This window comes from Bordetella parapertussis (assembly GCF_020735925.1).
GTDB classification, from domain to species: Bacteria; Pseudomonadota; Gammaproteobacteria; order Burkholderiales; family Burkholderiaceae_B; genus Bordetella; species Bordetella pertussis.
The window spans coordinates 3,482,571-3,496,157 of record NZ_CP085971.1; the positions used below are offsets into that span (position 1 = coordinate 3,482,571).

Sequence of the window (13,587 nt, forward strand, 5' to 3'; positions counted from 1 at the left end):
CCGACTGGAGCCCCCGTGCCCGACAGCCCCTTGCCCCTGTATCACAAGGTCTATCTGCTGCTGAAGCAGCGCCTGCAATCGGGCGGCTTCGCCCTGAACGCGGCGATGCCCGGCGAGAACGCGCTGGCGGCCGAATACGGCGTCTCGCGCCTGACGATACGGCGCTCGCTCGAGGCGCTGGAGTCCGAAGGCCTGATCGAGCGCCGCCAGGGGCGGGGCACTTTCGCCGCCGAGGGCGCGATCCTGTCGGCGCCGCAGCACAGCGCCGACATCGACACGCTGATGGCGCACCTGGCCCGCATGGGCATGCATACCCAGGTGAACCTGCTCGAACTCGACACCGTGCCGGCCACCCCGCAGGTGGCGGCGCAGCTCGAACTGCCAGCCGGCGCGCCGGTACAGCGGGCGGTGCGGGTACGCAGCCACCAGGGCCTGCCGTTTTCGTACCTGGTCACGTACGTGCCGGGCGAAATCGGCCAGCGCATCCGCCGCGAGGACCTGGGCGCCAAGCCCCTGCTGGCGATCTTCCGCGACCTGGGCGTGCGCGTGGCGCGCGCCCAGCAATCGATCTCGGCGGTGCTGGCCGAGCCCGGCACGGCCGGCGCGCTGGACGTGCCGGTCGGCTCGGCCCTGCTCAGCCTGCAACGCCTGGTGCGCGACGACGCCGGCCGGCCGGTGGAATGGCTGCATGCCCTGTACCGGCCCGACCGCTACGAATACCGCCTGGATATGCAGGCCCACGATACGCCGGGCCAGCCTACCTGGCTGCCCGCCGGCGCGCCGCGGCGCGCCTGACCGAAACCTCCCAGACGCCCTCATGCCTGCCCAGACGCTAGCCCAGAAACTGCTGGCCGCCGCCGCCGGCCGCGACGCCGTGCGCGTCGGCGAGATCGTGACCTGCAAGGTCGACCTGGCCATGTTCCACGATTCCAGCGGCCCGCGCCGCCTGCAGCCCATGCTCGAAGAGCTGGGCACCGGCCTGTGGGACCGCTCCCGCATCGTGCTGGTCATGGACCATTACGTGCCCGAGTCCGATGACGAATCGCGCCGCATCGTGCGCATCGCCCGCGATTGGGCGCGCGAACAGGCCCTGCCGCACGTGTACGACTCGCTGGGCATCTGCCACGTGGTGGTGCCGGAACACGGCCATGTGCGCCCCGGCATGTTCTGCGTGGGCGGCGACTCCCATTCGCCCACCGGCGGCGCTTTCGGCGCCTATATGTTCGGCGTGGGCAGCACTGAGATGCTGGGCGTGGTCAGCAGCGGCGAAATCTGGATGCGCGTGCCCGACACGCTGATGATGCACTGGCGCGGCCGGCTGCGCCCGGGCGTCATGGCCAAGGACATGATGCTGCACATGATAGGCCTGCACGGCATGAACGGCGGGCGCTACCAGGCCGTGGAGTTCTGCGGCGAAGCGGTGCGCGCCCTGTCCATGCAGGAACGCATGACGCTGTCGAACATGTCGGCCGAACTGGGCGCCCAGGCCGGCCTGATCGCGCCCGACCGGACCACTGCTCAGTACCTGCGCCAGGCCGGCGCGCCCGAGCCCGATACCGCGCGCTGGCAGTCCGATCCGGATGCGCCCGCCCAATGGCACGAGTACGACGCCGACAGCCTGCCGCCCTACGTGGCGGCGCCGCACAGTCCGGCCAACGCCGCCCCGGTCCAGGCATACGCCGACACCGCCGTGCAGGTAGCCTATATCGGCGCGTGCACCGGCGCCAAGCTGGACGATCTGCGCGCGGCCGCGCAGGTCTTGCGCGGCCGCCGCGTGGCCCCGGGCGTCAGCCTGCTGGTGGCCCCGGCCAGCCAGCGCGACCAGGCGCGCGCGCAGGACGAAGGCGTGCTGCCGGCGCTGGTCGAGGCCGGCGCGACGGTGCTGCCCACCACCTGCGGCGCCTGTTCCGGCTACGGCGGCTCCATCCCGGACGGCGCCAATGTGATTTCCACCACGGCCCGCAACTTCAAGGGCCGCATGGGCGCGGCCAGCGCCCGGGTCTACCTGGCGTCCCCGTACACCGTGGCGGCCTCGGCCCTGGCCGGCCGCATCGCCGACCCGCGCGAGGTCCTGTCATGAGCGAAACGCACCAAGCCTGGCGCGTGGGCGACGATGTCGATACCGACCAGCTCGCCCCGGGCGCCTATATGAAACTCGGCATCGCCGATATCGCGCGCCATTGCCTCGAAGGCGTACGCCCCGACTTCGCCGGCGGCGTGCGGCCGGGCGACGTGCTGGTGGCCGGACGCAATTTCGGCATCGGCTCCTCGCGCGAGCAGGCCGCCGCCGCCCTGGTGCAACTGGGCCTGCGCGCGGTCATCGCGCCCAGCTACAGCGGCCTGTATTTCCGCAACGCCTTCAACGTGGGCCTGCTGCTGCTGACCTGCGATCGCGCCGGCGAGATCGCCGAGGGCGAACGGATCCGCATCGACCTGCCCAACCAGCGCGTGCTGCGCGCCGACGGCATGCCCCTGCCCTGCGAGCCCGTGCCCGCCTTCCTGCTCGACATGGTGCAGGCGGGCGGCCTGCTCATGCAATTGAAGCGGCGGCTGACCGACGGCTCGCTGCCGCGTTACCCGATGAAAGCCTGATGACCCCTGCATCCCTGAAACACAAGCTGGCCGCCGGCCAGACCCTGCTGGCCCCCGGCGTCTACGATGCGCTGTCGGCGCTGATCGCCGAACAGGCCGGCTTCGACGCCGTCTACCTGTCGGGCGCCTCGATCGCCTACACCCGCCTGGGCCGCTCCGACGTCGGCCTGACCACCTACAGCGAAGTCGAGGACGTGCTGGCGCGCATCACCGAGCGCGTGCGCTGCCCGGTGATCGTCGACGCCGACACCGGCTTCGGCAACGCCCTCAATGTGCAGCGCACCGTGCGCGGCTTCGAGCGCGCCGGCGCCGCGATGATCCAGCTGGAAGACCAGGACTTTCCCAAGCGCTGCGGGCACCTGGCGGGTAAATCGCTGGTCCCGGCCGACGAGATGTGCGGCAAGCTGCGCGCCGCCCTGGATGCCCGCGCCAGCGACGGCACGCTGATCCTGGCCCGCACCGACGCGGTCGCGGTCGAGGGCATCGACGCCGCGTTCGAGCGGGCCGAACGCTACCTGGAATGCGGCGTGGACGCCCTCTTCATCGAGGCGCTGCGCTCGCCGCAGCAGCTCGACGCCGCCTGCGCCCGCTTCGCCGCGCGGGTGCCGCTGCTGGCCAATATGGTGGAAGGCGGCCAGACGCCCGTCGAAAGCGCCCAGGCGCTGGCCGAGCGCGGCTTTCGCATCGTGATTTTCCCGGGCGGCACGGCGCGCGCCGTATCGCATGCGCTGCAGGACTATTACGGCAGCCTGCGCGAGCACGGCACCACCGCCCCCTGGCGCGCGCGCATGCTGGACTTCGACCAGCTCAACGCGCTGATCGGCACCCCCGCCCTGCTGGAGACGGCCGAGCGCTACCGCTAGCGCGGCGCCTGGCCGCGCGGCAGCCAGTGCCAGAACACGGCGGCGGCGGCCAGGCCCACCCCGCCCATGGCCGCCACCCCGGCGGCCAGCGACACCAGCGCGGTGATGCCGGACAGCGCCACCGGCCCCAGGCTGCCGCCCAGGTCGGACATCAGGCGCCACAGGCCCAGGAACTCGGTACGCCCGGACGCAGGCGCCGCGTCGGCGCCCAGCGTCATGACAATGCCCGAGCCAATGCCGTTGCCCATGCCCAGCATCATCGCCACGATCACGAAACCGGCCACGCCGCTGGTCAGCGAGGTGCCGATCAGGGCGCAGCCCATCAGCAGCGTCGAGGGCACCGCCACCCACAGCCGCCCGCGCCGGTCCATCAGCATGCCTGCCGGATAGAACACCGACATGTCGATCGCCGCCACCAGGCCATAAATGAGCGAGGTGGTCGCCGGGTTGACGCCCAGGTGGTCGGCCCACAGCGGGATCACCACCTGCCGGGACGCGCGCACCGCGCTGACCAGCAGGATGCCCAGCCCCAGCGTCAGGTATACCTGGCGATGCGCGCGCGCCACGTCCAGCAGCCGCGGCCGGGCGACGGCCGCCTCGCCGCGGCGCCGCGGCGGCGCCATGTCGGGCGCGAACCACGCAATCAGGCCGGCCCCGGTCATGGCCACTGCCGCCACCCAGTACGCGCCCTGCAGGCCCATGAAGTGGATCAGCGCCGCGCCGGCGAACGGCCCGGCGAACACGCCGATGCGCATGGTGCCGGCCAGCGTGGACAGGGCGCGCGCGCGCATGTAGGCGGGCACGGCGTCGATCATGTAGCCCTGCCGCGCCAGCAGGAAGACCGAGGACGCCATGCCGACCATGAACACGCCGGTCGCCAGCATCCACAGCGTGCCGGCGAAGATGCACAGCAGCAGCGCCACCACGCTGAGCGCCGCCGCGCCCACCATGGAGCGCCGCTCGCCGTGGCGCGAGGTGAACATCGTGGCGGGGATGTTGCTGACCAGCGAACCGATGCCGACCAGGCCCACGATCAGGCCCGAGGTAGCCAGCGATGCGCCCAGTTCCCGTGCGGTAAGCGCCACCACGGGCAGGATGGCGCCATTGCTCACGCCATAGAGGATGGAGGGGCCGAAGGCGGGAACGGCAATGTCTTTGAGGTTGAACGAAGCGTCGTGGTCGGACACGATGGGAACAGGAAGTGGGGGCCGACCTGTATTCTAGGACCTGTCCCGCATGGGGACCGACATTCGCGGCAGCGTGTGCCTGTCCCCGGACGGGCGCTGACATCCGCGGCGCGGTGTGCCTGTCCCCACTGGGACAGGCACACCGTCGTGCGACACGGCGAACGGCGGCCGCTCCGCGGACGGCCAAAAAGGGACGTATCCGCCGTCTGCGCCAAGGCCAGTTAAAATGGCGGGTTTTCCACGCTGCCGGCTGGCGCGCGGCCTGCCGCGCCCCGACTTCCTTACCCCTATGCTCACCTTCCAGCAAATCATCCTCACGCTCCAGGACTATTGGGACAAACAAGGCTGCGCCCTGCTGCAGCCGTACGACATGGAAGTCGGCGCCGGCACCTCGCACACGGCCACCTTCCTGCGCGCCATCGGCCCCGAGCCGTGGCGCGCCGCCTACGTGCAGCCTTCGCGCCGCCCCAAGGACGGCCGCTACGGCGAAAACCCGAACCGCCTGCAGCACTACTACCAGTACCAGGTCGTGCTCAAGCCCGCGCCGCCCGAAATCCTCGACCTCTACATCGGCTCGCTCAAGGCGCTGGGCATCGACCCCACGCAACACGACATCCGCTTCGTCGAGGACGACTGGGAAAACCCCACGCTGGGCGCCTGGGGCCTGGGCTGGGAAGTCTGGCTCAACGGCATGGAAGTCACCCAGTTCACCTACTTCCAGCAAGTCGGCGGCCTGGACTGCACGCCCACGACCGGCGAGATCACCTACGGCCTGGAACGCCTGGCGATGTACCTGCAGGACGTCGAAAGCGTCTACGACCTGGTCTGGACCGAAGGCGCCAACGGCAACCGCGTCTACTACCGCGACGTGTTCCACCAGAACGAGGTCGAGCAATCGACCTACAACTTCGAGCACGCGTCGGCCGACATGCTGTTTGCGCACTTCAACGATTACGAAGCCGAGGCCAAGCGCCTGATGGACGTGCCGCTGGCCCTGCCGGCCTACGAGGCGGCGCTGAAGGCTGCCCACACTTTCAACATGCTGGATGCGCGCGGCGCGATCAGCGTGACCGAGCGCACCGCCTACATCGGCCGCATCCGCAACCTGTCGCGCGCCGTCGCGCAGGCCTACTACGACTCCCGCGAACGACTGGGCTTCCCCATGCTTGCCGGCCGCAAGGCCGCCGGGGAGGCAGCCTGACATGACCACCGATATCCGCCCCCTGCTGGTTGAACTGTTTACCGAAGAACTGCCGCCCAAGGCCTTGCAGAAGCTGGGCCAGGCGTTCGCCGAAGGCGTGCGCGCCACCCTGGCGCGCCACCATCTGCTGGCCGACGGCTGCGCGGTCGAGCCTTTCGCCACGCCGCGCCGGCTGGCGGTGCGCCTGTCGGCCGTGCTGGCCCAGGCCCCCGAGCAGGCCTACGCCGAGAAACTGATGCCGGTGAAGGTCGGCCTGGACGCCAACGGCCAGCCCACCGCCGCGCTGGCCAAGAAGCTGGCCGCCAAGGGCCTGGAAGGCCTGGATCCGGCCACGCTGGAACGCGAGTCCGATGGCAAGCAGGAATACCTGGTGGCGCGCGGCACGGCCGCCGGCGCGCAACTGGCCGTCGGGCTGCAGGAGGGGCTGGACGCCGCCATCGACGGCCTGCCCATTCCCAAGGTGATGCGCTACCAGTTGGCCGACGGCCAGACCACCGTCAAGTTCGTGCGCCCGGCGCACGGGCTGGTGGCCCTGTTCGGCGCCGACATCGTGCCGATCGCGGCGCTGGGCCTGCAGGCCGGCCGCGCCACGCAGGGGCACCGCTTCCAGAGCAACGGCGCCATCGAGCTCGCCACGGCCCAAGGCTACGAGGCCGACCTGGCCGAGCGCGGCCGCGTCATTGCCTCGTTCGAGGCGCGCCGCGCCGAGATTTCGCGCCTGCTCGACGAGCACGCGCAACGGCTGGGCGCCACGCTGGGCGACGACCCCGAAGTCACGGCCCTGCTGGACGAAGTGACCGCCCTGGTCGAACACCCCACGGTCTATGTCGGGCAGTTCGAGGAACAGTTCCTGCAAGTGCCGCAGGAGTGCCTGATCCTGACCATGCGGCTGAACCAGAAGTACTTCCCGCTGTTCGACCCGGCCAGCGGCAAGCTGACGCACCGCTTCCTGATCGTCAGCAACATGCAGGTGGCCGACCCGGCCAACATCGTCGAAGGCAACCAGCGCGTGGTGCGTCCGCGCCTGGCCGACGCCCAGTTCTTCTTCGAGACCGACCGCAAGACCCCGCTGGCCGCGCGCGTCGAGCAGCTGGGCAGCATCGTCTACCACAACAAGCTGAGCACCCAGCTCGAACGCGTCGAGCGCGTGCGCGCCATCGCGCGCGGCATCGCCACGGCGCTGGGCGGCGACGCCGCCCATTGCGACCGCGCCGCGCTGCTGGCCAAGGCCGACCTGGGCTCGAACATGGTGGGCGAGTTCCCCGAGCTGCAGGGCATCATGGGCGCCTACTACGCCCAGGGCGACGGCGAGCCCGCCGACGTGGTCACCGCCCTGCGCACGCAATACCGCAACCGCTATGACGCGCCGGTCGACGCCGCCACGCTGACCGCGGCCACGCTGTTCATCGCCGAGCGCATCGAAACCCTGGTCGGCATCTGGAGCATCGGCCTGGCGCCCACCGGCGAGCGCGACCCGTTCGGCCTGCGCCGCGCCGCGCTGGGCCTGATCAGCGCCTTCGAGCAACTGGCCGCCGGCGGCTGGCTGAAGGTCAGCGAAGACGGCCCGCTGTCGCTGGACGGCCTGCTGGCGCTGGCCGCGCAGGCCTTCCCGGACGGCAAGATCGGCGCCGACACCCTGGCCGAGGTGCGCGCCTTCATCTACGAACGCTACCGCAACCAGCTGATCGGCGAACACGACCGCAACGCGGTCGAGGCCGTCATCGCGCTGGCGCCGCCGCTGCACCAGGTGGCCGCACGCGTACGCGCGGTGGCCGCCTTCGCGCAACTGCCGGCGGCGGCCAGTCTGGCCGCGGCCAACAAGCGCATCGGCAACCTGCTCAAGAAGGCCGAAGGGGAAATCGGCGCGGTCGATGCCGCGCTGGTGCAGGACCCGGCCGAAAAGGCACTGGCCGAGGCCGTGGCGCAACTGCGGCCGCAAGCCCGGGCCCAGCTGCAGGCGGGCGATTTCGCCGCCAGCCTGGCCACGCTGGCGCAAGCGCGCGAGCCGGTGGACGCCTTCTTCGCCGATGTCATGGTGATGGCCGACGACGCGGCGCTGCGCGCCAACCGCCTGGCGCTGCTGGGCCAACTGCACGGCCTCATGAACCAGGTGGCCGACATTTCCAGGCTGGCCCAGTGAAACTGATCATTCTCGACCGTGACGGCGTGGTCAACCAGGACAGCGATGCCTTCGTCAAATCGCCGGACGAATGGATCGCGCTGCCTGGCAGCCTGCAGGCCATCGCGCGCCTGACGCAGGCCGACTGGACGGTGGTGCTGGCCACCAACCAGTCGGGGCTTGCGCGCGGGCTGTTCGACACGGCCACGCTCAACGCCATCCACGACAAGATGCACCGCGCGCTGGCGCAGATGGGCGGTGTCGTCGACGCCATTTTCATGTGCCCCCACGGGCCGGACGACGGCTGTGCGTGCCGCAAGCCGCTGCCGGGCATGTATCGCGACATCGCGCGCCGCTACGACGTCGACCTGGCCGGCGTGCCGGCGGTGGGCGACTCGCTGCGCGACCTGCAGGCGGCCGCGCAGGCAGGCTGTGCGCCGTGGCTGGTGCAGACCGGCAACGGCCGCAAGACGCTGGCGCAGGGCGGCCTGCCCGAAAGCACGCGCGTATGCGAGGACCTGGCCGCGGTGGCCGAGCAACTGCTGCAGGAGGCCTGATCCATGGCCTGGCTGCGTTCGGCGCTGTATGCACTGTTCCTGATCGTCACCGTCATTCCCTATGCGTTCGCCTGCATCCTGTGGGCGCCGCTGCCGCTGCACTGGCGCTATCGCCTGACCGTGGGCTGGCCGCGCCTGGCCATCTGGGGCGCGCGCGTGATCTGCGGCATCCGCTGGCGCATCAAGGGCGCCGAGAACCTGCCCGACGGTCCCGCCATCCTGCTCTCCAAGCACCAGTCCGCCTGGGAGACGCTGTTCTTCCCGGCCCACATGCCGCGCGAAGTGTGCTTCGTCTACAAGAAAGAACTGCACATGGTGCCGTTCTTCGGCTGGGGCCTGGCGCTGCTGCGCATGATCCCCATCGATCGCGCCAAGGGCCGTGACGCCTTCGAGCAGGTCGTGCGCCAGGGCCAGGTGCGCCTGGACGAAGGCCGCTGGCCGCTGCTGTTTCCCGAGGGCACGCGCGTGCCGCCCGGAAAGACCGGCCGCTTCAAGATGGGCGGCGCGCTGCTGGCTTCGCGCACCGGCGCGCGCATCATCCCGGTGGCGCACAACGCCGGCGAATGCTGGCGCCGCAATGCCTTCGTCAAGCGCCCCGGCCTGATTACCGTCTCGATCGGCCCCGCGATAGAATCGCAGGACGTCGCCCCTGAAGTCCTCAACGGCAAAGTACAGGCCTGGATCGAAGGCGAGATGCGTGTTCTCAATCCCGAAAGGTATGGCCAAGCCTGATCAGCTGGAACTGCTGTTCGACGTCGCGCCGCCGGCGGATCCGGCCAGCGCGGCGCCGCCGGGCGCGCCGCCGCGCAAGACGCCCAAGGCCCGGCCGGCGCCGCCCGCGCCGGCCGCCATCGCCACCCCGTGCCCCGATCCGCTGCCGCCCGGCGCGCGCTGGCGCGAAGTCCATACCGAACAACAACCCATCGGCTTCGTGCTGCTGCGCTCGCGCCGCCGCAGCATCGGCTTCGTGGTGGCCGACGACGGGCTGCGCGTCACCGCGCCCAACTGGGTCACGCTGGGACAGATCGATGATGCCGTGCGCGAGAAGGCGCGCTGGATCCTTGCCAAGCTGCGCGACTGGCACGCCCGCAAGGAACAACTGGCCATGGCGCACACGCGCTGGCAGGCCGGCGGCGAACTGCCCTACCTGGGCAAGCGCATCGTTCTCGGCCTGGGCGCCGAACGCCGCCAGGCTTGCCTGTCGGGCGATGCCGACGCGCCCTGCGACGGCGACACCCTGTGGCTGGCGCTGCCCGTCGATGCCGACCAGGCGCGCATCCGCGACGCCGCCCAGGCATGGCTGCAACAGCGCGCCGGAGCCTGGTTCGGCGCCCGCCTGGCGCACTTCCTGCAGCTCACCGGCCTGCGCATCCGGCGCTGGCGGCTGTCCTCGGCCGCCACCCGCTGGGGCTCGTGCACCAGCGACGGCAACATCATGCTCAACTGGCGCCTGATCCACTTCGCGCCGACCATCATCGATTACGTCATCGCCCACGAACTGGCCCATCTGCGCGAGATGAACCACAGCCAGGACTTCTGGACCGAAGTCGGCCATATCCTGCCCGGCTTCGAGGACGCCAAGAACGTACTGCGGCGCCACGATCCCGCCACCCTGCCGCAGTTCTGAGCCCGCGCCGGCTGGCGCGGCGGATTTGCTACAATGACGCCCTGGACGTTTTACCCATGAGGAGTTCATCATGCGTCTGTTGCATACCATGCTGCGCGTCGGCAACCTGGATAAATCCATCGATTTCTATACCAGCGTGCTGGGCATGCGCGAACTGCGCCGCAAAGACTACCCGGATGGCCGCTTCACCCTGGCCTTTGTCGGCTACCAGGACGAAAGCGAAGCCGCCGCCATCGAGCTGACCCACAACTGGGACACCGAGAAATACGACCTGGGCACCGGCTACGGCCACATCGCCATCGAAGTCGACAATGCCTACGAGGCCTGTGACAAGGTCAAGGAAAAAGGCGGCAAGGTCACCCGCGAGGCCGGCCCCATGAAGCACGGCACCACGGTCATCGCCTTCGTCGAGGATCCGGACGGCTACAAGATCGAGTTCATCCAGAAAAAGGGTCGCAACGACTGAGGCCCCGCCATGATCCACGCCATACTCAAGATGGGCGACCCGCGCCTGCTGCGCGTGGCCGCGCCGGTCGAGCGCTACGACACGCCCGAACTGCGCGCGCTGATCGACGACATGTTCGAGACCATGGCGCACGCCCAGGGCGTGGGCCTGGCCGCGCCGCAGATCGGCGTGGATCTGCAGCTGGTGATCTTCGGGTTCGAGCGCAACGACCGCTACCCGGACGCGCCAGCCGTGCCGCGCACCATCCTGTGCAACCCGGTCATCGAACCGCTGTCGGACGAGATGGAAGACGGCTGGGAAGGCTGCCTGTCGGTACCCGGCCTGCGCGGCCTGGTGCCGCGCTACCGCCATATCCGCTACAGCGGCTACGACCCCGCCGGCCAGCGCATCGAACGCGAAGCCGAAGGCTTCCACGCCCGGGTGGTGCAGCACGAATGCGACCACCTCATCGGCCGGCTCTACCCCACCCGTATCCGCGACCTGACCAAGTTCGGCTACACCGAGGTGCTGTTTCCGGAGATGGACCCGAACGCCGACTGATCCAGGCGCCTGTCCCCGCGGGGACGGATACGGTCTTGGCCGTCAAGCCGCAGTGTGCCTGTCCCAGCGGGGACAGGCACACTGGCCGCAGTTGGGACAGGCACCCACGCACCCGGAGCCTGCGCCCGCTACCGCCCGCGGCCGGTCAGCTCCTGCGGCGCGAAATCATCGACCGCCAGCACGCCCGCCACCGCTGCCTCGGCGGCCTCGATCTCGGCCGCCTGCTCGGGCGTCAGCGCGCCGCCGCGCAGCGCGTCGCGCCAATCCGGCACGCCTTCGCGCCGCAGGCGGTCCAGCAGGGGCTGCACCGCCGTCACCAGGGCAAAGGCGCGCTCCAGGCGGCCTAGCGGATCGTCGCCATCGCGCTGCAGGTCGGCCGCCAGCCGGTCGTGCGTGCGCGACGGCGACAGCAGCAAGGCCGCGCATTCGCGCGTCAGCGCATCCGAGGGGCCGCGCGCCAGCCGCACGGGCAGGATCAGCGCGCGCACCAGCCATGCCAAGGGCCGGTTGGGCAGGTTGGACAGCACCTGGTCGATGCGGGTCTCGATGCGATGGCGGCCATCCTCCATGCACCAGCGCACCAGGGCAAGGTCGCCGTGGCAGCGCCCCTCGTCCTCCCAGCGCTTGAGCACCGCCGACAGCAGATACAGTTCGGACAGGATGTCGCCCAGGCGCGCCGAAATCATTTCGCGGCGCTTGAGCGCTCCGCCCAGCGCGCCCAGCGCCACATCGGCCAGCAGCGCGAACGCCGCCGCGTAGCGGCTGAGCTGGCGGTAATGGATCGCCGTGGGTCCGCTGACCGGCGCGCGCGCCAGCAGCCCGCCGGTCCAGGCCCGGCCCCAGGCCCGCAAGGTGTTGGCGCCGGCGTGGCCCAGATGCTTCCAGAACAGGCCATGGAAGGCCTCCAGGCCGCGCTGGGTGTCCTGGTCGCCCAGAGCCAGCACCTCGCCCATCAGGTACGGGTGGGCGCGGATCGCTCCCTGGCCGAATACGATCAGGCAGCGCGTCAGAATATTGGCGCCCTCGACCGTGATGGCGATGGGCACCGCGCGATACAGATTGCCGAGATAGTTCGACGGACCGTCGATCACCGCCTTGCCGGCGTGCACGTCCATCGCGTCGTCGACCGACTCGCGCATGCGCTCGGTGGCGTGGTATTTCATGATGGCGGAGATCACCGCCGGCTTGTGCCCCTGGTTCAGCGCCGCGCAGGTCAGGCGGCGCGCGGCCTCGACCAGATAGGCGTTGCCCGCCAGCCGCGCCAGCTTCTCCTGCACGCCCTCGAACTGGCCGACCGGGATGCCGAACTGGCGGCGGATACGCGCGTACATGCCGGTGGCGCGCGCGCTGACCACGGCCGCCGCGGCCGACAGCGACGGCAGCGAGATGCCGCGGCCGGCGGCCAGCGCGCTCATCAGCATCTGCCAGCCCTGGCCGGCGCGCGCCGGTCCGCCGATCAGGGCCTCGATCGGCACGAAGACATCGCGGCCGCGGTTGGGGCCGTTCTGGAATACCTGCATGGCCGGCAGATGGCGCCGGCCGATTTCCACGCCGGGCGCCTCGGTGGGCACCAGCGCCACCGAAATGCCGATATCGGCCGGACCGCCCAGCAGGCCCTCGGGGTCGGACAGCTTGAACGCCAGGCCCAGCACCGTGGCCACCGGCCCCAGCGTGATGTAGCGCTTGTGCCAGTTCAGGCGTATGCCCAGCATCTCGCGTCCATCCACCACCTGGCGGCACACCACGCCGGTGTCGGTCATGGAGGCCGCGTCCGAGCCGGCCTCGGGGCTGGTCAGGCCGAAGCACGGCACCTCGGTGCCGTCGGCCAGGCGCGGCAGCCAGAATTCGCGCTGCTCGGGCGTGCCGAACTGCAGCAGCAGCTCGCCCGGTCCGAGCGAATTCGGCACCATCACGGTCACCCCCGCCGTGATCGAATAAGCCGAAATGCGCCGCACCACCTCCGAATGCGCATACGGAGAAAAGCCCAGGCCGCCGTATTGCTCGGGAATGATCATGCCGAAAAAGCGCTGCGATTTCATGAACTGCCAGACCGGCTCGGGCAGATCGCGGCGCGACCAGGTGATGTCCCATTCGTCCAGCATGGCGCACAGCTGCGCCACCGGGCCATCGATGAAGCGCTGCTCGGCGGCCGTCAGCTCGGCCGGCGGCACATCCAGCAGCTTGCGCCAATCGGGATTGCCGGTGAACAGGTCGGCGTCCCACCAGACATCGCCGGCCTCGATGGCCTCGCGTTCGGTGTCCGACATGCCGGGCATGGCCTTGCGCGCCCAGCGAAATGCGGGTTCGGTGATACGCCTGCGGCGCCAAGCGTTGAAATCCATGCGCAATTCCTTTTCGTATCGATGCCTCTGCGACCCAAGTTACCAGAATTGACCGGGTGCGGCCAATGCCGCGCCAGTCTGCGACAATGAGCG

General features: G+C 70.2%; 13 protein-coding genes. 11 read left to right on the forward strand and 2 right to left on the reverse strand.

Going from position 1 to position 13,587, the window contains the following annotated elements:
- Positions 1 to 15: 15 nt before the first annotated feature.
- The 4 genes from LK409_RS16410 to LK409_RS16425 are packed head-to-tail and all read left to right on the forward strand — an operon-like array spanning position 16 to position 3,455.
- The gene (locus tag LK409_RS16410) at positions 16 to 795 is read left to right on the forward strand and encodes a GntR family transcriptional regulator (RefSeq protein ID WP_003814390.1); all 780 of its coding nucleotides are present in this window, start codon (positions 16 to 18) and stop codon (positions 793 to 795) included.
- Positions 796 to 817: 22 nt separating this feature from the next.
- Positions 818 to 2,080 (forward strand): 3-isopropylmalate dehydratase large subunit, encoded by a 1,263-nt coding sequence (locus LK409_RS16415; RefSeq protein WP_004566731.1) that lies wholly within the window; start codon positions 818 to 820, stop codon positions 2,078 to 2,080.
- A complete protein-coding gene (locus tag LK409_RS16420; RefSeq protein WP_010929176.1) occupies positions 2,077 to 2,592 on the forward strand; it encodes a LeuD/DmdB family oxidoreductase small subunit in 516 nt (171 codons plus the stop codon). Before LK409_RS16415 ends, LK409_RS16420 begins: the two co-directional genes overlap by 4 nt.
- Entirely contained in the window at positions 2,592 to 3,455 is an 864-nt protein-coding gene (locus LK409_RS16425) for an isocitrate lyase/PEP mutase family protein (RefSeq protein WP_010927030.1), read from the forward strand. Before LK409_RS16420 ends, LK409_RS16425 begins: the two co-directional genes overlap by 1 nt.
- Here the strand turns inward: LK409_RS16425 and LK409_RS16430 are convergent.
- The gene (locus LK409_RS16430) at positions 3,452 to 4,642 is read right to left on the reverse strand and encodes an MFS transporter (RefSeq protein WP_010929177.1); all 1,191 of its coding nucleotides are present in this window, start codon (positions 4,640 to 4,642) and stop codon (positions 3,452 to 3,454) included. The genes LK409_RS16425 and LK409_RS16430 overlap by 4 nt on opposite strands.
- 289 nt (positions 4,643 to 4,931) lie before the next feature.
- Between LK409_RS16430 and glyQ the strand changes: the two genes are divergently transcribed.
- From glyQ to def, 7 genes are all read left to right on the forward strand, one after another.
- Positions 4,932 to 5,843 (forward strand): glycine--tRNA ligase subunit alpha, encoded by a 912-nt coding sequence (gene glyQ, locus LK409_RS16435; protein ID WP_041937286.1) that lies wholly within the window; start codon positions 4,932 to 4,934, stop codon positions 5,841 to 5,843.
- A gap of 1 nt (position 5,844) precedes the next feature.
- Positions 5,845 to 7,983 (forward strand): glycine--tRNA ligase subunit beta, encoded by a 2,139-nt coding sequence (gene glyS, locus LK409_RS16440; protein WP_010929179.1) that lies wholly within the window; start codon positions 5,845 to 5,847, stop codon positions 7,981 to 7,983.
- Positions 7,980 to 8,519: a D-glycero-beta-D-manno-heptose 1,7-bisphosphate 7-phosphatase gene (gene gmhB / locus LK409_RS16445; RefSeq protein ID WP_010929180.1), complete on the forward strand. Its 540-nt coding sequence runs from the start codon at positions 7,980 to 7,982 to the stop codon at positions 8,517 to 8,519. The genes glyS and gmhB overlap by 4 nt, the downstream gene beginning before the upstream one ends.
- A 3-nt stretch (positions 8,520 to 8,522) precedes the next feature.
- A complete protein-coding gene (locus LK409_RS16450) occupies positions 8,523 to 9,251 on the forward strand; it encodes a lysophospholipid acyltransferase family protein (RefSeq protein ID WP_010929181.1) in 729 nt (242 codons plus the stop codon).
- Entirely contained in the window at positions 9,238 to 10,146 is a 909-nt protein-coding gene (locus LK409_RS16455) for a M48 family metallopeptidase (RefSeq protein WP_010929182.1), read from the forward strand. The genes LK409_RS16450 and LK409_RS16455 overlap by 14 nt, the downstream gene beginning before the upstream one ends.
- Before the next feature lie 70 nt (positions 10,147 to 10,216).
- Positions 10,217 to 10,612 (forward strand): lactoylglutathione lyase, encoded by a 396-nt coding sequence (gloA, locus tag LK409_RS16460; RefSeq protein WP_003814410.1) that lies wholly within the window; start codon positions 10,217 to 10,219, stop codon positions 10,610 to 10,612.
- A gap of 9 nt (positions 10,613 to 10,621) precedes the next feature.
- The gene (gene def / locus LK409_RS16465) at positions 10,622 to 11,152 is read left to right on the forward strand and encodes a peptide deformylase (protein WP_003814412.1); all 531 of its coding nucleotides are present in this window, start codon (positions 10,622 to 10,624) and stop codon (positions 11,150 to 11,152) included.
- A 128-nt stretch (positions 11,153 to 11,280) separates the two neighbouring features.
- Here the strand turns inward: def and LK409_RS16470 are convergent, their stop codons facing one another.
- Positions 11,281 to 13,494, reverse strand: a complete 2,214-nt coding sequence (locus LK409_RS16470; RefSeq protein ID WP_010929183.1) for an acyl-CoA dehydrogenase — start codon at positions 13,492 to 13,494, stop codon at positions 11,281 to 11,283.
- Positions 13,495 to 13,587: the final 93 nt, after the last annotated feature.